This is a genomic window from Oryzobacter terrae (assembly GCF_042756445.1).
GTDB classification, from domain to species: domain Bacteria; phylum Actinomycetota; class Actinomycetes; order Actinomycetales; family Dermatophilaceae; genus Oryzobacter; species Oryzobacter terrae.
This window is the reverse complement of the sequence record NZ_CP170578.1, coordinates 2,022,454-2,045,613: the sequence shown is the minus strand read 5'-3', so window position 1 is coordinate 2,045,613 and position 23,160 is coordinate 2,022,454. Positions and strand designations below refer to the sequence as shown.

General features: G+C 73.4%; 26 protein-coding genes and 1 pseudogene. 19 read left to right on the top strand and 8 right to left on the bottom strand.

What is annotated here, in order from left to right; translation table 11 throughout:
• The first annotated feature begins 18 nt into the window (after positions 1-18).
• From ACFWN3_RS09685 to zwf, 3 genes are all read left to right on the top strand, one after another.
• Positions 19-486: a hypothetical protein gene (locus ACFWN3_RS09685; RefSeq protein ID WP_377639019.1), complete on the top strand. Its 468-nt coding sequence runs from the start codon at positions 19-21 to the stop codon at positions 484-486.
• A 149-nt stretch (positions 487-635) separates the two neighbouring features.
• Positions 636-1,085 carry an HNH endonuclease gene (locus ACFWN3_RS09680; RefSeq protein WP_377639017.1) on the top strand — a complete coding sequence of 150 codons (450 nt, stop codon included), beginning with the start codon at positions 636-638 and terminating at the stop codon, positions 1,083-1,085.
• On the top strand, positions 1,082-2,512 hold the full coding sequence (gene zwf / locus ACFWN3_RS09675; protein ID WP_377639015.1) for a glucose-6-phosphate dehydrogenase: 1,431 nt from the start codon (positions 1,082-1,084) through the stop codon (positions 2,510-2,512). The genes ACFWN3_RS09680 and zwf overlap by 4 nt, the downstream gene beginning before the upstream one ends.
• A 4-nt stretch (positions 2,513-2,516) precedes the next feature.
• On the opposite strand, the gene ACFWN3_RS09670 is transcribed toward zwf, so the two are convergent.
• On the bottom strand, positions 2,517-3,656 hold the full coding sequence (locus ACFWN3_RS09670; RefSeq protein ID WP_377639013.1) for a diacylglycerol/lipid kinase family protein: 1,140 nt from the start codon (positions 3,654-3,656) through the stop codon (positions 2,517-2,519).
• A 55-nt stretch (positions 3,657-3,711) separates the two neighbouring features.
• On the opposite strand from ACFWN3_RS09670, the gene ACFWN3_RS09665 reads away from it, so the two are divergent.
• The 13 genes from ACFWN3_RS09665 to ACFWN3_RS09605 all read left to right on the top strand — a co-directional run bounded on the left by ACFWN3_RS09665 (position 3,712) and on the right by ACFWN3_RS09605 (position 17,370).
• A complete protein-coding gene (locus ACFWN3_RS09665) occupies positions 3,712-4,269 on the top strand; it encodes a DinB family protein (protein ID WP_377639011.1) in 558 nt (185 codons plus the stop codon).
• Positions 4,266-5,591, top strand: a complete 1,326-nt coding sequence (locus ACFWN3_RS09660) for a cation:proton antiporter (RefSeq protein WP_377639010.1) — start codon at positions 4,266-4,268, stop codon at positions 5,589-5,591. The genes ACFWN3_RS09665 and ACFWN3_RS09660 overlap by 4 nt, the downstream gene beginning before the upstream one ends.
• A 170-nt stretch (positions 5,592-5,761) precedes the next feature.
• Positions 5,762-6,400 (top strand): LysE family translocator, encoded by a 639-nt coding sequence (locus ACFWN3_RS09655; protein ID WP_377639008.1) that lies wholly within the window; start codon positions 5,762-5,764, stop codon positions 6,398-6,400.
• A gap of 211 nt (positions 6,401-6,611) precedes the next feature.
• A complete protein-coding gene (serS, locus tag ACFWN3_RS09650) occupies positions 6,612-7,880 on the top strand; it encodes a serine--tRNA ligase (RefSeq protein ID WP_377639007.1) in 1,269 nt (422 codons plus the stop codon).
• Between the two features lie 150 nt (positions 7,881-8,030).
• Positions 8,031-9,440, top strand: coding sequence for a sensor histidine kinase (locus ACFWN3_RS09645; protein ID WP_377639005.1), 1,410 nt, complete (start codon positions 8,031-8,033; stop codon positions 9,438-9,440).
• Entirely contained in the window at positions 9,437-10,135 is a 699-nt protein-coding gene (locus ACFWN3_RS09640; RefSeq protein ID WP_377639003.1) for a response regulator, read from the top strand. The genes ACFWN3_RS09645 and ACFWN3_RS09640 overlap by 4 nt, the downstream gene beginning before the upstream one ends.
• 52 nt (positions 10,136-10,187) lie before the next feature.
• A complete protein-coding gene (locus tag ACFWN3_RS09635; protein WP_377639001.1) occupies positions 10,188-11,069 on the top strand; it encodes an ABC transporter ATP-binding protein in 882 nt (293 codons plus the stop codon).
• On the top strand, positions 11,066-12,286 hold the full coding sequence (locus ACFWN3_RS09630) for an ABC transporter permease (RefSeq protein WP_377638999.1): 1,221 nt from the start codon (positions 11,066-11,068) through the stop codon (positions 12,284-12,286). The genes ACFWN3_RS09635 and ACFWN3_RS09630 overlap by 4 nt, the downstream gene beginning before the upstream one ends.
• Positions 12,287-12,520: 234 nt before the next feature.
• Entirely contained in the window at positions 12,521-13,573 is a 1,053-nt protein-coding gene (locus ACFWN3_RS09625; protein WP_377638998.1) for an iron-siderophore ABC transporter substrate-binding protein, read from the top strand.
• A complete protein-coding gene (locus ACFWN3_RS09620) occupies positions 13,570-14,637 on the top strand; it encodes a FecCD family ABC transporter permease (protein WP_377638996.1) in 1,068 nt (355 codons plus the stop codon). The genes ACFWN3_RS09625 and ACFWN3_RS09620 overlap by 4 nt, the downstream gene beginning before the upstream one ends.
• Entirely contained in the window at positions 14,637-15,665 is a 1,029-nt protein-coding gene (locus ACFWN3_RS09615; RefSeq protein ID WP_377638995.1) for a FecCD family ABC transporter permease, read from the top strand. Before ACFWN3_RS09620 ends, ACFWN3_RS09615 begins: the two co-directional genes overlap by 1 nt.
• Positions 15,662-16,522 (top strand): ABC transporter ATP-binding protein, encoded by an 861-nt coding sequence (locus ACFWN3_RS09610; protein ID WP_377638993.1) that lies wholly within the window; start codon positions 15,662-15,664, stop codon positions 16,520-16,522. Before ACFWN3_RS09615 ends, ACFWN3_RS09610 begins: the two co-directional genes overlap by 4 nt.
• On the top strand, positions 16,519-17,370 hold the full coding sequence (locus tag ACFWN3_RS09605) for a siderophore-interacting protein (protein WP_377638991.1): 852 nt from the start codon (positions 16,519-16,521) through the stop codon (positions 17,368-17,370). The genes ACFWN3_RS09610 and ACFWN3_RS09605 overlap by 4 nt, the downstream gene beginning before the upstream one ends.
• 24 nt (positions 17,371-17,394) lie before the next feature.
• Here ACFWN3_RS09605 and ACFWN3_RS09600 read toward each other — a convergent pair whose 3' ends face one another.
• Together ACFWN3_RS09600 and ACFWN3_RS09595 are read right to left on the bottom strand one after the other, a co-directional pair.
• The gene (locus tag ACFWN3_RS09600) at positions 17,395-17,622 is read right to left on the bottom strand and encodes a hypothetical protein (protein WP_377645660.1); all 228 of its coding nucleotides are present in this window, start codon (positions 17,620-17,622) and stop codon (positions 17,395-17,397) included.
• A gap of 56 nt (positions 17,623-17,678) precedes the next feature.
• Positions 17,679-17,840: pseudogene (locus ACFWN3_RS09595) on the bottom strand (pyridoxamine 5'-phosphate oxidase family protein); the annotation flags it as partial.
• Between the two features lie 83 nt (positions 17,841-17,923).
• Between ACFWN3_RS09595 and ACFWN3_RS09590 the strand changes: the two are divergent.
• From ACFWN3_RS09590 to ACFWN3_RS09580, 3 genes are all read left to right on the top strand, one after another.
• Positions 17,924-18,718 carry an HAD family hydrolase gene (locus tag ACFWN3_RS09590; RefSeq protein ID WP_377638989.1) on the top strand — a complete coding sequence of 265 codons (795 nt, stop codon included), beginning with the start codon at positions 17,924-17,926 and terminating at the stop codon, positions 18,716-18,718.
• A gap of 68 nt (positions 18,719-18,786) precedes the next feature.
• Entirely contained in the window at positions 18,787-19,575 is a 789-nt protein-coding gene (locus ACFWN3_RS09585; RefSeq protein WP_377638987.1) for a DUF1206 domain-containing protein, read from the top strand.
• A 64-nt stretch (positions 19,576-19,639) separates the two neighbouring features.
• On the top strand, positions 19,640-20,158 hold the full coding sequence (locus ACFWN3_RS09580; protein WP_377638985.1) for a putative immunity protein: 519 nt from the start codon (positions 19,640-19,642) through the stop codon (positions 20,156-20,158).
• A 16-nt stretch (positions 20,159-20,174) separates the two neighbouring features.
• Here ACFWN3_RS09580 and ACFWN3_RS09575 read toward each other — a convergent pair whose 3' ends face one another.
• The 5 genes from ACFWN3_RS09575 to ACFWN3_RS09555 form a co-directional block, all read right to left on the bottom strand.
• Entirely contained in the window at positions 20,175-20,552 is a 378-nt protein-coding gene (locus ACFWN3_RS09575; protein ID WP_377638983.1) for an MmcQ/YjbR family DNA-binding protein, read from the bottom strand.
• A 14-nt stretch (positions 20,553-20,566) separates the two neighbouring features.
• Complete coding sequence (locus tag ACFWN3_RS09570) at positions 20,567-20,932, bottom strand: DUF2200 domain-containing protein (protein ID WP_377638981.1); 366 nt, start codon at positions 20,930-20,932, stop codon at positions 20,567-20,569.
• Between the two features lie 115 nt (positions 20,933-21,047).
• Positions 21,048-21,608 carry an NYN domain-containing protein gene (locus tag ACFWN3_RS09565; RefSeq protein ID WP_377638979.1) on the bottom strand — a complete coding sequence of 187 codons (561 nt, stop codon included), beginning with the start codon at positions 21,606-21,608 and terminating at the stop codon, positions 21,048-21,050.
• Between the two features lie 24 nt (positions 21,609-21,632).
• On the bottom strand, positions 21,633-22,364 hold the full coding sequence (locus ACFWN3_RS09560; protein WP_377638978.1) for a phosphatase PAP2 family protein: 732 nt from the start codon (positions 22,362-22,364) through the stop codon (positions 21,633-21,635).
• Complete coding sequence (locus tag ACFWN3_RS09555) at positions 22,364-23,113, bottom strand: phosphatase PAP2 family protein (RefSeq protein WP_377638976.1); 750 nt, start codon at positions 23,111-23,113, stop codon at positions 22,364-22,366. The genes ACFWN3_RS09560 and ACFWN3_RS09555 overlap by 1 nt, the downstream gene beginning before the upstream one ends.
• Positions 23,114-23,160: the final 47 nt, after the last annotated feature.

Below are 23,160 nucleotides of genomic sequence, written 5' to 3'. Positions count from 1 at the left end.
TTGGCATCCTTGCGTCCCGTGAGTGACACCTACGTCCGCGTCATCCCCAGCGACCCGTGGTGGCAGCCGGCCCCGGAGGCCGCGCAGGAGGCCGCGTCGTACGTCGCCGGGCTCTTCGAGGGAGAGGGCGTCGCGGTCGACGAGGTCGGGACCGAGTTCCACGAGCGCGTCCACGTCATCGACGCCGGCGAGAACACCTCGAGCGTCACCTGCTCGGTGTGCGGCTGGCAGCTCGGCCCGGACTTCGTCGCGCGGCTCACCGAGGCCAACCCGCAGGGGCTGCGCTCGCTCGACGTCTGGGTGCCGTGCTGCGGGGCGGTGGTGCCGGTGACCTCGCACCGCTACGACTGGCCCGTCGGCTTCGCGCGGTTCGAGGTCGTCGCGAGGAACCCGACGCGCGACACCCCGTGGCTGGAGGAGCGCGAGCTCGATCAGGTGGCCGGCATCCTCGGGCACCCGGTCTTCCAGGTCCTCGCCCACTACTGACCGACCGACGCTCCCTCGCGCCGGGCATTCAGCCGGACGGCCCGGACGGCCCGGACGTCCCGGACGCGTGAGCCGACCCGGCCTAGCCTGTCCCCGTGGTGACGGGCGGCAGTCGGAGGACGCGGGCGGCGCGCAGGCGCTCCCGGCGGATGGCGCGCGTCGAGCACGACCTCAGCGCCGGGCAGTGGGCCGCCCTCACCGCGGCCTGGGGTGGCTGCGCCTACTGTCGCGCCACCGACCGACCGCTCCAGAAGGACTGCGTGCTGCCCATCTCGCGCGGCGGGCGGTACACCGTCGACAACGTCGTGCCCGCGTGCCCGGCCTGCAACGCGAGCAAGTGCAACGACGAGGTGACCGGCTGGATGCGCCGGAAACGCCTCGACGAGAAGGCCTTCCTCGTGCGGCACCACGAGGTGCGCACCGCCCTCGCCGCCGCGCCCCTTGCCACCCCCGCTGTGGACGTCGCCCTCGTCCCCGTCGATGACGCCGACCCGGCCCCCGTGACACCGGATCCCACCCCGCCGCAGGGTTCGACAGGGACCACCGGCGGGACGAGGGGTAGCGAAGCGGCACCGGGCAGGGCCAAGGTGGGCCCATGACCGCGCCCACGACCGTCGTCCTGTTCGGGGCCACCGGTGACCTCGCGAAGCGCAAGCTCATCCCCGGGCTGCTCCACCTCTTCCAGTCGGGACTCGTCGACGACATGCGCGTCGTGGGAACCTCCCTCGACGAGCTGAGCCCCGACGCCTTCCGCGACCTCGCCCTCACCGCAATCCGCGAGCACTCCACCCGCGAGCTCGGCGACGACGCCTGGCGCGAGTTCGCGCAGCGCCTCGACTACGTGCCGCTGTCGGCCGGGCCGCAGGCGCTGCGGGACGCCGTCGACCGGGCCGAGGTCCTCCTCCCGGGTGACGTCGACCAGCGCCTGCACTACCTCTCGATCCCTCCGAAGGCCGCCCTCGCCGCGGTGCGCACCATCGGCGAGGCGCGGCTCGTCGAGCGCAGCCGCGTCGTCATGGAGAAGCCGTTCGGCACCGACCACGCCTCGGCGGTCGCCCTCAACGCCCAGCTCCACGAGGTCTTCGACGAGGACCAGATCTTCCGCATCGACCACTTCCTCGGGAAGGAGGCCGCACAGAACATCCTCGCGTTCCGGTTCGCGAACGGCCTGTTCGAGCCGATCTGGCACCGGAACTCCATCTCGCACGTCCAGATCGACGTCCCGGAGACGCTGGGCCTGACCCAGCGGGCCGACTTCTACGAGACGACCGGGGCGTACCGCGACATGGTCGTGACGCACCTGTTCCAGATCCTTGCGTTCACCGCGATGGAGCCGCCGACCTCGCTCGAGCCGGCCGCCATCAGCCGCGAGAAGAACAAGGTCTTCCGCTCGATGCAGCCGATCCAGCCGAGCGACGTCGTGCGCGGCCAGTACGCCGGGTACCACGACGAGCCGGGGGTCGCGCCGGACTCCGAGACCGAGACGTTCGTCGCCCTCAAGTGCTTCGTCGACAACTGGCGCTGGGCCGGCGTGCCCTTCTACCTGCGCACCGGGAAGCGGATGGCCGAGGGCGCCCGCATCATCAGCATCGCCTTCCGCGAGCCCCCGCAGTCGATGTTCCCCGCGGGCTCGGGCGTCGGCGACAACGGGCCCGACCACCTCACCTTCGACCTCGCCGACAAGTCGCGGATGTCGTTGTCGTTCTACGGGAAGCGTCCCGGCCCGGGGTTCCGGCTCGACAAGCTCTCGATGCAGTTCTCGATGCAGGAGACCTCGTGGGCCGGTGCCGTCCTCGAGGCGTACGAGCGGCTCATCTACGACGCCGCCCGCGGTGACCGGACCCTGTTCACGTCGGCGTCGGGCATCGAGCGCCTGTGGGAGATCAGCCAGCCGCTGCTCGACAACCCGCCGCCGGTGCGGCCCTACGCGCAGGGCACGTGGGGACCGAACCAGATCCACCAGCTCATCTCGCCGGCCACCTGGCGCCTGCCGTTCGAGCGGCAGTGGCGCGAGCGCAAGTTCTGAGGGCTCAGGCGTCCGCCGGCACGGAGGCCGGCCGACCCGCCTCGGTGCGCACGATGAGGGCGCGCGGCTGGACCTCGATCTCGAGGTGACGCGCCTCGCCGACGATGTCGCCGTCGAGCTCGATCTGCTGGGCGTGGTCGACGTGGATGCTCGCCTGCTGGCAGCGGAAGCGGTCGAGGGTCTTGGTCGTCCGGTCGCTCTTGGTGACGACGCGCGCGACGACGGAGGCCCAGGCGGCGATCCCCTTGGGGGAGAGGACGACGACGTCGAGGGTGCCGTCATCGGGCTCGGCGTCGGGCATGAGGTTGATGCCGCCGGTGAGCTTGCCGCAGTTGCCGACGAGGATCGTGCGGGCGCGCAGCTCCATCGGCTGGCCGCCGTCGAGGGTGAGCCGGGCCTTGAAGCGCTCGATGAGGAGGTTCTTCAGGCCGGCGGGCACGTAGGCCGTCCAGCCGATCCGGGCCTTGAGCTGCTCGGAGGTCTCGCTCATGATCGCCGCGTCGAGGCCGAGGCCGGCCATGACGAGGAAGGCGTGGCGGCGGCGTCCCTCGGTGGCGCCCTCCCCGACGTGCTCCTCGAGGTCGGCGTCGGACGGGTCGAGCGTCATCCAGCCGACGTCGACGTGCCGGTTGCGGCCGGTGATGGCGACCTCGACAGCGCGGGCCAGGTCGTCGGTGGGCAGCTCGAGGTTGCGGGCCAGGAGGTTGCCGGTCCCGCCGGGGAGGAGGCCGATCGGGACCCCCGAGCCGACCATCTCCTGGGCCACCGCGCGGACCGTTCCGTCGCCGCCGAAGGCACAGACGACGTCGACGCCCTCGGCGAGCGCGGCCCGCGTCTGACCGAAGCCGACGTCGTGCTCCTCGGTCTCGAGGAAGACCGGGACGTCCCAGCCCTGCTCGGCGCACACCCGCTCGACGATGCCCTTCTGGGCCGAGCCGTCGTCCTCGAGCTTGGTCGGGTTGACGACGACGGCCATCCGCTTCAGGGCCGGGGCGTCGTCCTGGCCGCTGCGGAAGGAGTCACGGGACGGACGGCTGCTCGCGTGCCGGCCGCTCGACCGCGAGGACAGGAGCAGCCAGAGCCCGGCGCCGACGAGGACCACGGCGAGGGCGATGCCCACCCAGGTCCACGACGCGTTCGACACAAGAGTGCAAGGTACCCCACGCCCGCACCGTGACCTGCGCGTCTACTGTTCGAGGATGACGACGCCCCCGGCGCACGACGGCCCCGCGGCGCCCCCGCCCGACGAGAAGGACTGGACGTGGGTGCTCCACGAGGGCTGCCCGGACTGCGGCGCCCTCGTCGGTGACGTCCCGGGCAGCGCGCTGGCCCGGCGCATCACCACGGCCACGGACCCGTGGCAGTCGGTGCTCGCCCGGCCCGACGTGGCCGTGCGGCCCGAGCCCACCACGTGGTCGCCGCTGGAGTACGCGTGCCACGTCCGCGACGTGTGCCGCCTCTTCGACGAGCGGCTGCACCTCATGCTCACCGAGGACGCGCCGCGCTTCGCCAACTGGGACCAGGACGAGACCGCGGTCGCCGAGCGGTACCACGAGCAGGACCCCTCGACCGTGCTGCGCGAGCTCGCCGTCGCCGCCGCCCGCTGGGCCGGCTCGTACCGCGACGTGCCCGCCGACGCGTGGGACCGGCCCGGGGTGCGCTCCAACGGCTCGGAGTTCACCGTCCTCACCCTCGGCCGGTACGGCCTCCACGACCTCGTCCACCACCTCCACGACGTGGGGGTCGACCACCCGTGAGCTCCGCGCTCGTGTACCTCCTGCTCGGGGGGTCCCTGCTGCTCGCCGCCGTCCTGCCCCAGGCCCTGCACCGCTGGGCGCTGTCGGCACCGATCGTCCTCGTGGCCACCGGGATGCTCCTCGGGCTGGCGCCGCCCACCGACGGCGTCGCCCTCGACCCCGTGGAGCTGCGCCCCGTCATCGAGCACGTCGCCGAGGTCACCGTGCTCGTCGCGCTCATGGGCGTCGGGCTGGCCATCGACCGGCGGCTGCAGTGGCGCGACCGCGCCTCGTGGCGCTCGTGGTCGCCGACGTGGCGCCTGCTCGTCATCGGGATGCCGCTGACGGCCGCGGGGGTCGCGGCGCTGGCGTGGGGTCCGCTGGGGGTGGCGCTGCCGGCGGCGGTGCTCCTCGGGGCGGCCCTCTCGCCGACCGACCCGGTGCTCGCGTCCGACGTCCAGGTCGGCGGGCCCACCCTCGAGGGCGACGTCGACGAGATCGACGAGGAGGACGAGGTCCGCTTCGCGCTCACGAGCGAGGCGGGGCTCAACGACGGCCTCGCGTTCCCGTTCGTGTACCTCGCGATCTTCCTCGCCTCGGCCGGGCCGGTGGTGGAGTGGCTGCCGCGATGGCTGGCCTGGGAGCTCCTCGGCAAGGTCGTCATCGGGGTGCTCGCCGGGGTCGTCGTCGGGTGGGTGATGGCGCGGGTCGCCTTCCGCTCGCCGGCGCGGTCGCTGCGTCTCGCCGAGGTCGGGGAGCCCCTGCTCGCGCTCGCGGCCCTGCTCGTGGCGTACGGGGCGGCCGAGCTCGTCGGCGGCTACGGCTTCCTCGCGGTCTTCGCCTGCGCCCTCACGGTGCGCTCGGTGGAACGCGACCACGACTACCACCAGCACATGCACGACGTCGTGCACCGGCTCGAGACGCTGCTGACGCTCGTCGTCCTCCTCGGCCTGGGCTTCGCCATCACCAACGGGCTGCTCGACCACCTCGACTGGCGGGGCGTCCTCGTCGGGGTGCTGCTCGTCCTCGTCATCCGTCCGCTCGCCGGTTACCTGTCCTTCGTCGGGCACGGGGCGCGGTCCGACGGTGGGCCCGACGACGTCCCCGGCCTCGACGCGAAGGAGCGGCTCGCGGTGGCCTTCTTCGGGGTGCGCGGCGTCGGCTCGATCTACTACGTCGCCTACGCGGCGGGCCACGTGACCTTCCCGGAGGAGCGCTGGCTCTGGTCGACCGTCGGGTTCGCGGTGGCCCTGTCGGTGGTGCTCCACGGGGTGCTCGCGACCCCGGTGATGCGCCGCCTCGACCTCCGGCGCGACCACGAGCCCAGCCCCGAGCCCGCCTGAGCGGCCCGCGACCGCGCGCTTCACCCGGGTTGGGTGCCCTCACCCCCGGTTCAGAACACGGGTGGAGGGCACAAGTTCGGGGTCACCCCGAACTTGTGCGGCGGGAGGGGGCAGGGGGCCGGCGTGGAATGGGGGTGCGGCGCCGGAGCCACGGGTCGCACACTGAGGACGTGCCCTCCCCCTCGGTCCTGCTCGCCTTCGCCCTCGCGTCGGTCGTCATCATCGCGATCCCCGGTCCGAGCGTGCTGTTCACCATCGGCCGGGCGCTGTCGGCGGGCCGGCGGACGGCGTTGCTCACGGTCGTCGGCAACGCGTTCGGCATCCTCACCCAGATCTGCGCGCTCGCCGTCGGGCTCGGGCCGGTCATCGCCGCGAGCACGACGGCGTACACCTTGCTCAAGCTCGTCGGGGCCGGGTACCTCGTGTGGCTCGGCATCCAGGCGATCCGCGGCCGCCGGGCCCTCTCCGAGGCGTTCGCCGCGGGGGTCCCCGACCGCACCCCGACGCTGCACGCCGTGCGGGCCGGCTACGTCGTCGGGGTCACCAACCCCAAGTCCCTCGTCTTCTTCGCCGCGCTGCTCCCGCAGTTCGTCGACCCGGCCCGGCCCGTGGGGGCCCAGCTGCTCCTCCTCGGCGCGATCTTCACCGTGCTGGCGCTCGTCATGGACGGCTCCGTGGCGCTGGCCGCCAGCCGGGCCCGCGACTGGTTCGCCTCCTCGCCCCGCCGGATGGAGCGGGTCGGCGGCGTCGGCGGCCTGATGATGGTGGGCCTGGGCACCGGACTCGTCGTCACCGGCCGCCCCGACTGACCGCAGCCGCGCCGCTCCGCGGCCAGCTGACCTCCACCGGTTCGAGGTGTTCCGCCGGCCCCGGGCACGAGTGGAGCACCTCGAACCAGCCGAGACCTCCCGTGGGTCGAGGTGAATGGCGGCCCTCTCGTGGTCGGGTTTCACCTCGAACCGGCCGGGCCGGTGGGAAACCGTGGCGCGAGGGCCCATCCGCCGTCGATAAACTCCGACGGTGATCGACATCAAGCTGCTCCGGGACGACCCCGACCTCGTCCGTGCCAGCCAGCGGGCGCGGGGTGAGGACGAGGGCGTCGTCGACGCCATCCGCGAGGCCGACGAGCGCCGGCGTGCCTCGCTCACCTCGTTCGAGCGGCTGCGCGCCGAGCAGAAGTCGATGGGCAAGGACGTCGCTCGGGCCCAGGGCGAGGAGAAGCAGACCCTCCTCGCGCGCACCAAGGAGCTCTCGGCCCAGGTCAAGGCCGCCCAGGCCCAGGCCGACGAGGCCCAGGTCGAGCTCGACCGGCTCATCCGCACCATCGGCAACGTCGTCGAGCCCGAGGTCCCGGCCGGCGGCGAGGACGACTACGTGGTCGTCGAGACCCTCGGCACGCCCCGCGACTTCGCCGCCGAGGGCTTCGAGCCCCGCGACCACCTCGCGGTCGCCGAGGGCCTCGACGGCATCGACATGGAGCGCGGCGCCAAGGTCGCCGGCGCCCGGTTCTACTTCCTCAAGGGCGTCGGCGCGCGCCTGGAGATGGGGCTGCTCCACGCCGCGATGCAGAAGGCGATCCAGCACGGGTTCGTCCCGCTCATCACGCCGACCCTCGTCAAGGCCGACGTCATGGCGGGCGCGGGCTTCCTCGACCACCACGCCGACGAGGTCTACCGCCTCGAGGCCGACGACCTCTACCTCACCGGCACCTCCGAGGTCGCGCTCGCGGGCTACCACGCCGACGAGGTCATCGACCTGAGCAAGGGCCCGATCCGCTACGCCGGCCAGTCGACCTGCTACCGCCGGGAGGCCGGCTCGTACGGCAAGGACACCCGCGGCATCATCCGGGTCCACCAGTTCAACAAGATCGAGATGTTCGTCTACTGCCGCCCGGAGGACGCCGCCGCCGAGCACGAGCGCCTCCTCGCCCTCGAGCAGGAGATGCTCGAGATGATCGAGGTGCCCTACCGCATCATCGACACCGCCGCGGGCGACCTCGGCGGCCCGGCCGCGCGCAAGTACGACTGCGAGGCGTGGGTCCCCACCCAGGGCCGCTACCGCGAGCTGACCTCGACCTCGAACTGCACGACCTTCCAGGCCCGCCGCCTGGGCACCCGGTTCAAGGGCGAGCACGGCAACGAGGTCGCGGCGACCCTCAACGGCACGCTCGCCACGACCCGCTGGCTCGTCGCGATCCTCGAGAACCACCAGCAGACCGACGGCTCGGTCGTCGTCCCCGAGGGCCTGCGCCCCTTCGTCGGGCTCGACGTCCTCGAGCCCGTCCGCTGACGCCCTCGTCGCGTGTGCTCAGGTGGCTGCCCCGGCGACCACCTGAGCACACGCGGCGGGGATGAGGGGGGCGGCCACCCGGGGGGATGAGGGCGGCTTCCCTCCCGCGGGGGAGGACGCCGCACCCTCCGCGAACCTAGGCTGGACGCCATGGCCTCCACCGTGTCGACCGCCGGAGCCCGCGTCCTGCGCTGGTTCGGCGTCGACGACCCGTGGGAGCGGCCCGCCCCGCCGGTCGGCCGCAGCGACCTCGTCCTCGCCGCGGCCATGGCCGTCTTCGGCCTGTTCACCCTCGAGCTCGTCCGCAGCGTCGGGGCCCTCGAGGAGGTCACCTACCCGTGGGGCGTCCAGTGGGTCGCCGTCGCGACGGGTGCCGCGCTCCTCGTGGGCCGGCGCCGCTGGCCCCTGAGCGTCGCCTCGCTCGCGGCCCTGCACATGCTCGTCGTCGGTCTCGCGATGCCGATGATCATGGGGCAGTTCACCCTCCAGGTCATCTACTTCGTCGCGATCATGTCGGGCGTCGCCTGGGCCCGCGACCGTCGCTGGATGGTCGTCGTCATCGGGATCATCGTCGTCGTGATGTTCACCTGGATCGCCCTCCAGTTCGCCGTGGGCTCCGCGGTGCAGGAGATCCTCGACGACACCGACGGCGGCACCCGCTACGGCGTCATCGGGCCCGTCCCGGCGGCGGTCCTCGTCACCGTCCTCATCAACGTCGTCTACTTCGGGGGCGCCCTCATCACCGGCCGCAACCTGTGGAGCGGTGCCCGGCAGACCGCGATCCTCACCGAGCAGGCCGAGACGATCACGACGCAGGCCGATGCCCTGCGGACGCGCGCCGTCACCGAGGAGCGGCTGCGCATCGCCCGCGAGCTGCACGACGTCGTCGCCCACCACGTCTCGGTCATCGGCATCCAGGCCGCCGCCGCCCGCCGGGTCATGGGCCGCGACCCCGAGGCCGCCGGCCGCGCGCTCGAGGGCATCGAGGGCTCGTCGCGCGAGGCGGTCAGCTCGATGCGAGGGCTGCTCGGGACGTTGCGCGAGGTCGAGAGGACCCGGCCCGACCGCGCGGAGGCCGACCGCGCCCCCCAGCCGACCCTCGCCGACCTCCCGGCCCTCGTCGAGTCCTTCACGACGCCGACCCGCCACGCGACGTTCGACCTCGTCGAGTCGGAACCCGGTGCCGCCGAGACCCTTCCGGCCGCTCTCGCCCACTCCATCCACCGCACCGTGCAGGAGGCGCTGACCAACGTCGAGAAGCACTCGACCGCCGCCCGCGTCTCCGTCGTCCTGCGCCTGCAGACCGGGCCCGACGGCTTCGCCGAGGTCGAGGTCGTCGACGACGGGCGCCCGCGCCCCGGCACCTCCGGCAGCGGCCTGGGCCAGCTGGGCATCCGCGAGCGGGCCGCCTCGCACCGGGGCACCGTCGAGGTGGGTCCCCGTCCCACCGGCGGCTACCGGGTCCGGGTCCGCTACCCGTGGGCCGACGCCGCCGAGCGCCCCGCCACCGACCGCCCCGCCACCGACCCCCGCACCCCGGGCCTGCGGAGCGTCTCGTGAGCGCTGCGCCCGACGGCGCGGCGCCGCCCACGGCACCGCTGCGCGTCCTCCTCGTCGACGACCACGCGATGGTCCGCTCCGGCTTCGCCCTCATGCTCAGCGTCGAGGACGACGTCGAGGTCGTCGGGGAGGCCGCCAACGGCGCGGAAGCCGTCGTCGTCGCCCGCGAGACCCGGCCCGACGTCGTCCTCATGGACGTCCAGATGCCGGTGCTCGACGGGATCGAGGCCACCCGGCGGCTCGTCGCCGAGGACCTCGGCAAGGTCGTCATCCTCACGACCTTCGACCGCGACGACTACCTCTTCGACGCCCTCGCGGCCGGCGCGAGCGGCTTCCTGCTCAAGAACGCCGAGCCCGAGCAGCTCGTCGAGGCGGTGCGCGCCATCGGCCACGGCCACGGGCTCCTGGCCCCCGAGGTGACCCGCCGCGTCATCGAGCGGATGACGGGCGAGCGCGACGCCCCGGCCCGGCCGGAGCCGCCGGAGCTGGCGCGGCTCACCGACCGCGAGCGCGAGGTCCTCGTCCTCATGGCCCGTGGCCGGAGCAACGCCGAGATCGCCAAGGACCTCTTCCTCGGGGAGGCGACCGTCAAGACCCACGTGTCGAACTGCCTCGCCAAGCTCCACCTGCGCGACCGCGTCCAGGCCGTCGTCTTCGCCTACGAGGCCGGGCTCATCACCCCGACGGAGGCCTGAACCCACCCGTGGGCTGATCTGCGACGCCGGGCCGGCGCCTAGCGTCGGTGGCATGTTGGAGATCAACGGGCTCACCCGCCGCTTCGGGGAGACGACGGCCGTCGACGGGGTCACCTTCGACGTGCGGCCGGGACTGCTCACCGGTTTCGTCGGCGGCAACGGTGCGGGCAAGACGACGACGATGCGCATGGTCATGGGCGTGCTCGGCGTCGACGGCGGTGAGGTGCTCTGGCGGGGGAGCAGGATCACCGCCACCGACCAGCGCCGCTTCGGCTACATGCCCGAGGAGCGCGGCCTGTACCCCAAGCAGCGCGTCATCGACCAGCTCGTCTACCTCGCGCAGCTCAAGGGGATGTCGTCGACCGCCGCGCGGGCCACCGCCACCGAGCACCTCGAGCGGTTCGGCCTCGCCGACCGTGCGCGTGACCACGTGCAGAAGCTCAGCCTGGGCAACCAGCAGCGTGTCCAGGTCGTCGCCGCGCTGCTCCACGACCCCATCGCGCTCATCCTCGACGAGCCGTTCTCCGGGCTCGACCCGATGGCCGTCGACTCGATGGTCGACCTCCTGCGCGAGCACACCGCCCGCGGCGTGCCGGTGCTCTTCTCCAGCCACCAGCTCGACCTCGTCGAGCGGCTCTGCGACCGTCTCGTCATCCTCGCCCGCGGGCGGGTCGTGGCGTCGGGCGAGGTCGAGGAGCTGCGCGCCGGCGGGCCCGTCCGCTACCGCCTCGGCCTGGCCGCCGACGCCGGCTGGGTCCGCGGACTGCGCGGCATCCACGTCGTCGACGTCGACGGGTCCACGGCCCTCGTCGAGGTCGTCGAACCGGGCGCCGAGCAGGACGTGCTCCGCGAGGCCGCCGCCCGCGGCCCGGTGCGCGAGTTCACGCCGGTGCGACCCGCGCTGGCCGACATCTACCGGGAGGTGGCGGCATGACCACGACGACCGACCGACCCACGACGACGCCGACCGACGTGAAGATCGGTGGGGCGCGCGCGGCATGGCTGCTCATCGCCCGCCGCGAGATCGTCGTCAAGCTCACCGACAAGTCCTTCGTCATCGGTACCCTCGTCACGCTGCTCTTCATCGCCGGGTTCATGGGCTGGTCGGCGTGGGACGAGTCGAGGACCTCGACGTTCACCGTGGCGACGACGACGGCCGACCGCGCGATGGCCGACCGTGTCGCCGACGACGCCCCGGAGCTCGAGGAGGACGTGGCGGTCACGGTCACCGTCGCCGCCGACGACGCCGCCGCACGGGCGCTCGTCAGCGAGGGAGAGGCCGACGCCTGGCTGCACCGCGGCGGGGGCGGGTGGGTCCTCACGACGGACGACGGCCCGGAGAGCGACCTCATGGACGTCACGAGCCAGGTGGTGCGCACGGCCTCGCTCGACGAGGCGGCCGCGGCCGTCGGCACGACGACCGACCGGCTGCTCGCGGGCAGCGAGGTCACCTCGCAGTACCTGCGCGGCGACGCCGACCGGGCGAACCTCGCGCAGGGCGTCGCCTTCGCCTTCGCGTTCCTGTTCTACATGGCCTCCCTGCTGTTCGGCATCCAGCTCGCGAACAGCGTCGTCGAGGAGAAGCAGTCGCGGATCGTCGAGATCATCGCGACGTCGATCCCGGTGCGGCAGCTCCTCGTCGGCAAGGTGATGGGCAACAGCGTGCTCGCGGTGCTGCAGATGATGCTCTACGCCGGGGTCGGGCTCGCCGGGCTCGCGGCCACGCCGTACGCGAGCCTCGTGCCCTCCATCAGCGGGCCGATCGCGTGGTTCCTCGTGTTCTTCGTCGCGGGCTTCGTCGCCCTGGCCTCGCTGTGGGCGGTCGCCGGGTCGCTCGCGTCGCGGACCGAGGAGGTCCAGAGCACGTCCGGACCGATGACGATCGTCGTGCTCGCGGTGTTCTTCGGGGCGATGTTCCTCGACGGCACGGTGAAGACGGTCTTCTCCTTCGTCCCGCCGTTCTCGGCCGTCCTCATGCCGACGCGGGTCCTGGAGGGTGCGACCTCGTGGTGGGAGCCGTTCGCGGCCCTCGCGCTGCTCCTGCTCGCCGCGGGTGCCGTGGTCGTCGTGGCGGAGCGGCTCTACCGTCGCTCGCTGCTCCAGACCGGCGGGAAGCTCTCGATGCGGCAGGCCTGGTCCGCTCCCGAGTAACCGGACGCCCCTCCACCGTACGGAACTCGACCAATAGGTCACGCTGGGTACGCGTCCGCGCGTACCTGTCGTGACCTATTGGTCGATCCTGGTACGGGACAGGGGGATACGGGTGGTGTCGGTGCCCTCGGGTGTCCACGGACGCGGGGTGGGTTGACCGGGATGGTCGCCGTGTGCGTAAGGTTAGGCTCACCTAACCAAGCCTTCCCTTACTTCGTTCCGGAGGTCCCCCGCATGCCGTCCCGCCGCCTCGTGCTCGCCGCCGCCCCCGCGGCTGCACTCCTCGCCCTCGCCGCGTGCTCGACGGGTCCGGCCGGTGGTACCTCGGCGGCCGGAACCGCCTCCGCCCCGGTGGCTGCCGACGCCTACCCGGTGACGATCACCCACGCCCACGGCGAGACGACGATCGAGAAGGCACCCGCGCGGGTCGCGACGATCGGCTGGGCCGACGCCGACACCGTCACCGCGCTCGGCGTCACCCCCGTCGGCGCCCCGAAGATCACCTGGGGCGGCAACGCCAAGGGCTCGACCGACTGGTTCGACGCCCAGCTCGCGGCGATCGGCGGCAAGGACACCGACGTCACCCGCTACGACGACTCCGCCGGCATCCCCTTCACCGACATCGCCGCGACGAAGCCCGACCTCATCCTCGGCCTCAGCTCGGGGGTGTCGAAGGAGGACTACGACAAGCTCTCGACGATCGCGCCGGTCGTCGCCTACACGACCGCGCCGTGGGGCACCCCGTGGCAGGAGCAGGTCGAGACCATCGGCACCGCGCTCGGCAGGAAGGCCGAGGCGGCCGAGCTCGTCGCCGACACCGAGGGCAGGATCGCCGCCGCCACGGCTGCGCACCCGGAGATCCGGGGCAAGAAGGCCGCGTGGGCCTGGTTCACCCCCACCGACCTCTCGACGGTCGGCCTCTACACGACCTCCGACCTGCGCCCGCAGATGCTGCGCGAGTTCGGCTTCGTCGACTCCCCGACCGTCGTCGAGCTGAGCACGGCCGATCCGACGGCGTTCTCGGTCAACCTCTCCGCCGAGAAGGCATCGACCCTCGACGCCGACCTCATCGTGTTCTACGCCGAGGAGGGCGCCGGCGCCGACGCCATCACGGGCAACGCCCTGCTCGGCCAGATCCCGGCGCTGCAGAAGAAGCAGTACGTCGCGAGCGCCGACAACGCCGTCGCCCTGTCGATGTCGCTGCCGAGCCCGCTGTCGGTGCAGACCGCCGTCGAGGAGTTCCTCCCGAAGGTCGTCTCGGCGCTGAACGGCACGCCGGCCTCGTGAGCACCGCGACGCCGACCGCCACCCGGCCCGCCGCCTCCACCGGGGCGCGGGCCGGGTCGGCGCGGCCCGGGTCGGCGCGGCTCCCGATGGCGTTGGCGCTCGCCGGCTCCCTCGTCGTGGCGGGCCTCGCGGTGGCGGCCTCGCTCCTCCTCGGCGTCCAGGACCTCGCTCCGGGCGCGGTCCTCGACGCCGTGCTCGGGCGGGACACCGACGCCCAGACCACCGCGATCCTCGCCTCGCGGGTCGACCGCACCGTCATCGCGCTCGTCGTCGGGGCCGCGGTCGCGCTCAGCGGCGTCGTCCTCCAGGGCCTGACCCGCAACCCCATCGCCGAGCCGGGCATCCTCGGGCTCAACTCCGGGGCGGCGCTCGCCGTCGTCCTCGGGATCCGCTTCCTCGGGATCTCCACCGTGACCGGCTACGTCGTCGCCGCCATCGTCGGGACCCTCGCCGTCGCGGTCCTCGTCCAGTCGCTGACGATGATGGCGCCGCGGGCCAGCGCCCCGGTGTCGATGGCCCTCGCCGGCGCGGCCGTCATGGCGCTGGCGCAGAGCCTCATCGGCGCCGTCCTCGTCACCGACCGTGGCGCCCTCGACAGCTTCCGCCTCTGGCAGGTGGGCTCGGTGGCCGGTCGTGACGCCGGGCAGGTCCTCGACGTCCTGCCGTTCCTCGGCCTCGGCCTCCTCCTCGCCCTCACGGCCGGGCCCACGCTGAACGCCGTCGCCCTCGGGGACGACCTGGCGCGGGGCCTGGGGCAGAACGTCGCCCTCCACCGCGGGCTCGCCGCGGGCGGTGCCGTCCTCCTCGCCGCCTCGGCGACCGCGCTCGCCGGCCCGATCGCCTTCGTCGGTCTCGTCGTCCCGCACGCCGTGCGCGTGCTCGTCGGGGTCGACCACCGGAGGCTGCTCGCCCTGTCCGCGATCCTCGGTCCCGCGTTCGTCGTCCTCGCCGACGTCGTCGGGCGCCTCGTCTCGCGTCCTTCGGAGGTGCAGGCCGGCATCGTCTGCGCCGTCCTCGGGGCGCCCGTCCTCGTCGTGGTCATCCGCCGGGTCAGGGGGCTGTGATGACGACGACCGCCGTCCTCGCCCGGGCCCGCCGCGGCCCCCGGCGCCGCCGGGTCACCGTCGTCGGCGTGCTCCTCGTGCTCCTCGTCGGGCTCGTCGTCGTGCGGGCCCTCCTCGGCGACTACCGGGTCAGCTTCCCCGACGCGATCCGGATCATCGGCGGCGAGAGCATCCCGGGCGCGTCCTTCGTCCTCATGGAGTCGACCCTCCCGCGCGCCCTCATCGCGGTGCTGGCCGGTGCGGCGTTCGGTGCGGCGGGCGGGGCCTTCCAGGTGATGCTGCGCAACCCGCTCGCGAGCCCCGACGTCCTCGGGATCACGCTCGGCGCCAGCGCCGGCGCCGTCGTCGCGGTCGTCCTCGTCGGGGTGCGCGGCACGCCGGTCACGCTCGCGGCCCTCTCCGGCGCGGTCCTCGCCGCCGGGCTCATCCTCAGCCAGGCCGGAGCCCGTGGCGGGGCGACCGGCCGGATGGTGCTCGTGGGGGTCGCGCTCGCGGCGGGCCTGTCGGCCGTCGTCCACTGGGTCCTCGTGCGCGCCAGCACCTACCAGGCGCAGGACGCGCTCATCTGGCTCAGCGGCAGCCTCAACACCGTGACCTGGCCCGACATCGCGCGGCTGCTCGTCCTCGACGCCCTCTTGCTCCCGGTGCTCCTCGCGCTCGCCGGGCGCCTGCCCGTCCTCGGACTGGGCGACGACCTCGCCGAGGGCCTCGGGGTGCGCGTCGGCCGGCTGCGGGTCGCCGTCACCGTCCTCGTCGTGGCCCTCGTGGCGGCCGCGACCGCCGTCGTCGGCCCGGTGGCCTTCGTCGGCTTCCTCAGCGGTCCGATCGCCCGGCGCCTCGTGCCCGGGCGCCCGGGCGTCGGGGTGGCCGCGCTCGTCGGCGCCGTCGTCGTCCTCGGTGCCGACCACCTCGCGGCCTACGGCATCCCCGGTACCGCCCTCCCCGTCGGCGTCGTCACCGGCGCCCTCGGTGCCCCCGTCCTGCTCTGGATGCTCCGCTCCCGCACCTCGACGAAGGAGGGCCGATGACCGTGACCGAGTCGCCCGCACCGGCACCCGCACCGACCGCGGTGCCCCACCACGCGGCCGAGGCCCACGACGGGTCCCGGCTGCGCGCCGTGGACGTCCGGCTGGCCTACGACAGCCGGGTCGTCGTCGACGGGGTGAGCCTGGCGGTGCCGACGGGCCGCACCACCGTCGTCGTCGGACCCAACGGCTGCGGCAAGTCGACCCTGCTGCGCGGGCTCGGCCGGCTCCTCAGGCCCCGGGGCGGCTCGGTCCTCCTCGACGGCGACGAGATCGGCGCGCTGCCGACCCGTGAGGTCGCCCGTCGGCTCGGCCTGCTGCCCCAGCAGCCGGTCGTCCCCGAGGGGGTCAGCGTCCTCGAGCTCGTCGAGCGCGGCCGTCACCCGCACCACGGGCTGTTCCGCACGTGGGGCCGGGCCGACGAGGAGGCCGTGGCCGCCGCCCTCGAGCGCACCGACCTCGTCCACCTCGCCTCGGTGCCCGTCGACAGCCTGAGCGGCGGTCAGCGGCAACGCGTCTGGCTCGCCATGGTGCTCGCCCAGGCCACTCCGGTGCTCCTCCTCGACGAGCCGACGTCCTTCCTCGACATCGCCCACCAACTCGACGTCCTCGACCTCGTCCGAGGCCTGTGCGACGAGTCCGGCACGACCGTCGTCATGGTCCTGCACGACCTCGCGATGGCGGCGCGCTACGCCGACCACCTCGTCGCGATGCGCGACGGACGGATCGTCGCCGAGGGCAGCCCGGCCGAGGTCGTCACCCCCGAGGTCATCGAGGCCGTCTTCGGGGTCGCGGCCAGCGTCATCACCGACCCCGAGACCGGGACCCCGGTCGTCATCCCCCGCAGGAGGCAGCAGTGAAGGTCGCCGAGAAGGTCTACCTCAAGGCGGCGCGGCTCCAGTCGCGCCTCACGACGGCGTCGCCGGTCCTGCGCGACGACCAGCCCCAGTTCGAGATGACGGTCGTCGGCGTCGAGGACCTCGGCGCCGGGATGCGCCGGGTCACCTTCGAGGCACCCGGGCTCACCGGTTTCGAGTGCTGCGGACCCGACGAGTACTTCGGCCTCGTCCTGCCCCGCCCGGGCGGCGCGCTCGTCATGCCCGACCCCGAGCCGCTCAACGTCCGGGCCGCCATCGCGGACATCGCCGAGGACGTCCGCCCCGACCTGCGCTGGTACACGATCCGCGCGCACGACGCCCTCGCCGGCCGGATCGACGTCGACATCGTCACCCACGGCGACTCCGGGCCCGGTTCGGCGTGGACGGTGCGCGCGTCGGTCGGCGACCGCGCGGGGTTCCGCGCGAGCGGGGCCCTGTACCGCGGGCTCGACCTCCCCGGACGGCAGGTCCTCGTCGCCGACGAGACCGCCGTCCCCTCGGTGGCGGCGATCCTCGAGGCCCTCGGTGGCCCAGCTGCCGCGACCGCCCGCGGCGTCGAGGTGCACGTCGAGGTCGCCGACCCCGCGGTGCTGGGCGGTTACGACCTCGGCGCGGCGACGGTGCACGTCCGCCGCGGGGTGCCCGGCAGCGCGGTCGTGCCGGCGCTCGACACCCACCTCGCCCGGGGCGGCGCCCCCGTCGTCTACGCGTGGGCGTGCGGCGAGACCGACCTCGCGGCCGGGGCCCGCCGGGCCCTGGTCCGGCACGGGGTGGACCGCCGGAGGGTCTACTTCTGCGGCTACTGGAAGCTCGGCCGGGCCCGCGGCTGACCCGGTGGTGTCACGGGCGCGAGGTCACCACGCCTGCAGCCGGGTCGGCACGACCTCGATGACGACGTGGAACTTCTCGGCGATCGCCTCCAGGCCCATCCCGTAGGCCTCCATCGCCGCCGCGTACTTGGCCGCGTACGCCTCGCCGATCTCGGGCAGCCACGCGGTCGCCGGCCGCTCGCTGACCTCCCCCGAGCCCGAGAGGATGACGACGCCGTCGCCGTCGGCGCGGGTGTGCAGGTGCAGCAGCACGGGGAGCCGCGGCGCACGTGGGCCACCTTGGCCGTGTCGGGTTCGCTCATGACGAGGGCGCGGCCGTCGTGCCAGAGGAACCAGACCGGGACGGCGTGCGGCGTGCCGTCGGCACGGACCGTGGTGAACCACGCGATGACGTCACCCGCCAGGCGCTGCAGGACGTCGGCGTGGGTGGGGTCGGCGGCGTCGAGGACCAGGGGCTGCTGCTCGCTCATGGCGCGACGCTACCCACCCCCGCCGACAGCCCCGCCCGGACCGTTCACCTCCGCGTCACCACCCGCCGGTAGCGTCAGCGGTGATGACACCTCCACACCTGGTCTGCCTCGACATCGACGGGACGACCGTCAACCACGAGGGCGCCCTCTCCGAGCCGGTGCGCGAGGCCGTCCGCCGCGTGGCCGACGCCGGTCACCACGTCACCATCGCCACGGGGCGCGCCATCATCGGCACCCTCCCCGTGCTCGACCGGCTCGGACTGACGACGGGGTTCGCCGTGTGCGCGAACGGCGCCGTCACCCTGCGCCTCGACCCTGCTCTCGACGAGGGCTACGAGGTCATCGAGGCCGTGACCTTCGACCCGGGCCCGGCGCTGCTGGTGCTGCGCGAGGAGTTCCCCTCGGCGCTCATCGCCGTCGAGGAGCTGGGGGTCGGCTTCAAGGTCTCGGCACCCTTCCCCGACGGCGAGCTCGACGGCACCCCACGGGTCGTGTCGTTCGAGGAGCTGATGGCCACGCCCGTCACCCGCCTGACGATCCGCGACCCCGAGAGCACGAGCGAGGAGTTCATGGAGCGCACCGAGCAGATCGGGCTCCACGGCGTCGAGTACGCGGTCGGCTGGAGCGCCTGGCTCGACATCAACCCCGAGGGCGTGTCGAAGGCCGCGGCCCTCGAGGGCGTCCGGCGCCGGCTCGGGGTCGAGCCGATGCACACCGTCGCGGTCGGCGACCAGCGCAACGACCTCGAGATGCTCCGGTGGGCGGCTCGCGGGGTCGCGATGGGCAACGCCCCCGACGAGGTCAAGGCCGCGGCCGACGAGGTCACCGGCCACGTCGACGACGACGGCCTCCTCGCGGTGCTCCTGACGCTTCCCTGAGGGCGCGGCCGACATCGACCCTGCGCCGTTGACGGTGCGGCCACGTCACAGGTGGCAGGGTGAGCGCCATGAACAGCTCCGTCACCTCCGCCGCGCACCAGGCCGGCAACAGCCCGCTCGTCGAGTGGGGCGCCCGCCTCGGCTACGTCGTCGTCGGGCTGCTCCACCTCGTCATCGCGTGGATCGGCATCAAGGTGGCCTGGGGCATCGGCGGCGGCTCGAAGAAGGCCGACACCTCCGGCGCCCTGTCGACGATCGCGTCGTCGGGCACCGGCCCGCTCCTGCTGTGGATCTCGGTCGCCGGCTTCCTCCTCCTCGCCGTCTGGCAGCTCACCGAGGCCGCGGTGGCGCACGGCGAGACCTCCGACCGCGTCAAGGCCGGCGCGAAGGGGGTCATGTACCTCTTCTTCGCGTGGACGACCTTCCGGGTGACGCAGGGCTCCAGCGGGTCTAGCGAGCAGCAGACCGAGGACTTCACCGCCGGCCTCATGGGCAGCCCCTTCGGCCGCCTGCTCGTCGGCGTCCTCGGCCTCGTCGTCCTCGGCATCGCCGGGTACCACGTCGTCAAGGGGTGGAAGAAGAAGTTCCTCGAGGACCTGCGCGAGCACCCCGGTGACTGGGCCGTCCACGCGGGTCGCGTCGGCTACGTCGCCAAGGGCGTCGCCCTCGTCGTCGTCGGCTTCTTCTTCCTCGTCGCGGCGGTGCAGGCCGACCCCGACAAGGCCCAGGGACTCGACGGCGCCCTGAAGACGCTCAAGGACCAGCCCTTCGGCCCGGTCCTCCTCACCGTCGTCGCCCTCGGCATCGCCGCGTACGGCGTCTACTCGTTCGCGCGCGCCCGGTACGCCCGCGTCTGAGCCGGATCGAGCGGCCGGCCCGCCGTGGCCGGAGCCCGAGGGCGCCGGCTGGTAGGAAGGGGTCGTGCCGATCCTGCCGACCGACCGCGACCCCCGCCTGGTCACGCTCCGCCGGGGCGGGACGCTCACCGACGCCCACCACCACCTGCTCGCCGAGTGGGCCCTCGGCTGCGCCGAGCACGTCCTGCCGCTCTTCGAGGACCGCGTGCCCGACGACTCCCGGCCCCGCGACGCCATCGAGGTCGGCCGGGCCTGGATCCGCGGCGAGGTGCCGATGGCGGTCGCGCACCGGACGGCCTTCGTCGCGAACGCCGCCGGTCGCGGGATGCCCGACCCGGTGAAGTTCGCCGCCCTCGCCGCCGGTCAGGCGGTCGCGGTGGCCCACGTCGCCGCCCACGACCTCGGGGCGGCCGCCTACGCCATCAGGGCGGTCGGTGCCTCCGTCCCCGTCGAGGACGCCGCGCGCGCCTCGGCCGCGGAGCGCGAGTGGCAGCGGGAGCGGATCCCCGACGAGGTGCGCGAGCTCGTCCTCGACGACCAGCGCGCGCGAAACGCCCTCTGCTGGAACGTCTTCGACGACTGAGCGTCCGCGCCCAGGGTCAGACGTGCCCGGCGGCCGTCTCCCCGTCGAGGAGGCCGTCGGGCGCGCGCATCCGCCACGCGTCGGTGACGAGCTCGCGCAGGCGCTCGACGTCGACCTCGTCGAGGCGCAGCAGGACGAGCGGCGCGTTCTCGTAGCCGGGGGCGGTGAAGAAGAGGCCGGGCTCGCCGAGGAGGAGTGCCTGACGCTCCTCCTCGTCACCGACGAAGAGCACGGCGACGTCGGTGCGGATGCGGCGGGGGTGGCCCGGGCGGCGCTCCGGGTACGACCAGACGAAGCCGTGGTCGGCGACGCGGAAGTCGAAGCCCGAGCTCGGGTTCTCGACCGCGTGGGGCAGGGCGAGCGCCAGGCGGCGCACGTCGTCGGCGTCGGCCACCGTGCGACCGGTCCTCAGCCGACCGCCGCGCTGCCGCGCAGGATCGAGCTCATCCTCTTGCCGCCGGCCACCTCGTCGACGAGCTTGTCCAGGTACCGGATCCGCTGCATCAACGGGTCGTCGATCTCCTCGACGCGGATCCCGCAGATCCTCCCGGTGATGAGGGACGCGTTGGGGTTCATCGCGGGGGCCTGCGCGAAGAAGGTCTCGAGGTCGACCTGCTCGGCGAGGACGCGCTCGAGGCCCACGTCGTCGTACCCGGTGAGCCAGGAGATGACCTCGTCGACCTCGCCCTTGGTGTGGCCCTTGCGCTCGGCCTTGGCGACGTAGTGCGGGTAGATGCTCGCGAAGGGGGTCGCGAAGATGCGGTGTCCGGGCACGGGTGGCCTCCTCGGGTCGTCGGCCCGCGCGCGCGGCCGGCCGGTGGTGCTGCCCCCCATGGTGCCGAGTCCCTCCGACGCCGCGCACCCTCGGCGGGTCCGCCGAGGGGCCCGCCTAGAGGAACTGCGCGGGGTCGAACTCGGCGATGGGGATGATCCGGACCCGCGGCAGGCGCTCGTTGAAGGCGCGGACGTCGTACTCGAGGTCGAAGACCTCCAGGCCCTGCTCGACCATCGGGGCGAAGGCGCTGTTGCGGAACTCGCCGAAGCCGACGACGCCGACCCGGCGACCGTCGAGGACGTCGCCGACCTGCTCGACGAAGTCGCCGTCGTTGCTCACGAGGAGGACGTCGGCGTCGCGGTGGCGCAGCTCGACGAGCGTGCGCTGGATCGCGATGTCGACGACCTTCTCGCCGGCCGCCCCCGACAGGGGCACGGGCCGGTAGTCCATGGCGAGCAGCGCCTGGACGAACGTCATCGGCAGGTCGTTGTTCGCCGCGAGGAAGAACAGGCCGCTCGCGGGCTGGCCCCACCGCTCCTCGGCGAACTGGAGGAGGCGCTCCCACCGCGGCCGCTCCTCGGGGCGCGGGCGCCGCCCGAGGATGGCGCCGCCGAGCGTGGCGTCGATGTTCTCGCCGTCGACGAGGACGTAGGTGGTGCGCTCTTCCTCGGCCATGGTCCGGAGCCTACGGCCTGCCGGTCAGGCGCCGACCTTCGCGCGGGCCCTGGAGACCCGCCCCGACGCCGACGACGGGTCGCGGCGCAGGTACAGCCAGGCGAGCACCGCGCACACGACGCCGTTGAGGATGCCGACGAGGATGTCGCTCACGTGGTGGGCGCCCCGGTACAGGCGGGCGTAAGCGACGGACAGCGGCGCGATGACGCAGAGGGTGATGACGAGGCGTCGCACCCACGGGTTCTCGATCCGCGTCGCCATGAGGACGAACGCGACGTAGAGCGCCGTCGAGGCGCCGACGTGACCACTGGGGAAGCTCGACGTCGGCGGGGTCGGGTCGAGCCGCTCGACGTTGGGGCGGTCGCGGCCGACGACGTGGGCGGCGGTGACGAAGATCGTCGCCTGCAGCGAGATCGCGATGCCCGGGATGACCGCGTACCACCACGTCCTCGTGCGCCACCAGATGACCGCGACGGCGATGACGCAGACCCCGATGACGTACTCGGTGTTGCCGATCATCGACATGAACGACGTGATCGACTCGCCCGCCGGGGTGCGCCCGTCCTGGAGGGTCCGGTTGATCTCGTTCTCACGGTCGGCCAGCTGCCACAGCGGGCCGGTGAGGATGAACCCGATCCCGACGATCACGCCGAAGAGGACGACGCCGGGCAGCAGCGCCCGCACGGCCAGCTGCTTGAGGGCGTCGGCGACGGTGGGACGGGTCTCGTCGTCCCAGCGGGTGAGGAAGTCGGACATCAGCGCTCCATCGAGGTGGTTGCGGCGGGGGATCGGGGGTCGGAGTCGGCGTCCGGGTCGTGCATCTCGCCGGGATCAGGAGGGTTCCAGCCGGAGTATCCCGCGTAGGAGGCGACGGCCAGGCCCACCCCCGTGAGCACCCCCACCGTGACGTCGCTCGGGAAGTGCACGCCGAGGAAGACCCGGTCGAGGGCGGTCACGAGGGTGAAGAGGCCGGCCACGGCGACGACCACCCGGCCCAGCCCCGGCCGCAGGAGCGGCCACACGAGGATGACGACGAGCGTCGCCCACGCGGCCGCGTTGAGGGCGTGGCCCGACGGGAAGGAGAAGCCGGGCGCCTCCGAGACCGGGTCCTCGACGACCGGGCGGGAGCGCTGCACGACGAGCTTGGCGACGAGGCCGAGGTTCCAGGCGGCCATCATCGTCGCGAAGCACCACCACGCCCGGGTGCGCAGGCCGGCGCGCAGCCAGGCCCACAGGCACACGAGGGCGCCGACGACGTAGAGGTTGATCGGCTGGGTCAGCTCCTGCCAGACGATGAGGCCCTCGCGGAACGCCGGCCGCTCGCGCGTGAACGCCGTGGCGCCGTCGATGAGCGCGTCGTCGAGGCTCTGCAGCGGCCCCCACCTGCTGCGCACGAGGTAGCCGACGCCGAACAGCACGACGGCGACGACGACGGCGAACACCGCGGCGCGCACGAGCCGACGTCCTCGGGACCGCTCCCGGGTGGGCACGTCGGCGCTGGTCATCCGGCATTTCTACCGCACCCACCGGCCGCGTGGGATGCTGGGGACGC

Excerpts from the sequence above, each read along its gene's own strand:
- ACFWN3_RS09680 (WP_377639017.1), top strand. The coding sequence starts at position 636 with ATGGCGCGCGTCGAGCACGACCTCAGCGCCGGGCAGTGGGCCGCCCTC.
- zwf (WP_377639015.1), top strand. The coding sequence starts at position 1,082 with ATGACCGCGCCCACGACCGTCGTCCTGTTCGGGGCCACCGGTGACCTC.
- ACFWN3_RS09665 (WP_377639011.1), top strand. The coding sequence starts at position 3,712 with ATGACGACGCCCCCGGCGCACGACGGCCCCGCGGCGCCCCCGCCCGAC.
- ACFWN3_RS09645 (WP_377639005.1), top strand. The coding sequence starts at position 8,031 with ATGGCCTCCACCGTGTCGACCGCCGGAGCCCGCGTCCTGCGCTGGTTC.
- ACFWN3_RS09635 (WP_377639001.1), top strand. The coding sequence starts at position 10,188 with ATGTTGGAGATCAACGGGCTCACCCGCCGCTTCGGGGAGACGACGGCC.
- ACFWN3_RS09630 (WP_377638999.1), top strand. The coding sequence starts at position 11,066 with ATGACCACGACGACCGACCGACCCACGACGACGCCGACCGACGTGAAG.
- ACFWN3_RS09625 (WP_377638998.1), top strand. The coding sequence starts at position 12,521 with ATGCCGTCCCGCCGCCTCGTGCTCGCCGCCGCCCCCGCGGCTGCACTC.
- ACFWN3_RS09615 (WP_377638995.1), top strand. The coding sequence starts at position 14,637 with ATGACGACGACCGCCGTCCTCGCCCGGGCCCGCCGCGGCCCCCGGCGC.
- ACFWN3_RS09610 (WP_377638993.1), top strand. The coding sequence starts at position 15,662 with ATGACCGTGACCGAGTCGCCCGCACCGGCACCCGCACCGACCGCGGTG.
- ACFWN3_RS09590 (WP_377638989.1), top strand. The coding sequence starts at position 17,924 with ATGACACCTCCACACCTGGTCTGCCTCGACATCGACGGGACGACCGTC.
- ACFWN3_RS09585 (WP_377638987.1), top strand. The coding sequence starts at position 18,787 with ATGAACAGCTCCGTCACCTCCGCCGCGCACCAGGCCGGCAACAGCCCG.
- ACFWN3_RS09565 (WP_377638979.1), bottom strand. The coding sequence starts at position 21,608 with ATGGCCGAGGAAGAGCGCACCACCTACGTCCTCGTCGACGGCGAGAAC.
- ACFWN3_RS09560 (WP_377638978.1), bottom strand. The coding sequence starts at position 22,364 with ATGTCCGACTTCCTCACCCGCTGGGACGACGAGACCCGTCCCACCGTC.
- ACFWN3_RS09555 (WP_377638976.1), bottom strand. The coding sequence starts at position 23,113 with ATGACCAGCGCCGACGTGCCCACCCGGGAGCGGTCCCGAGGACGTCGG.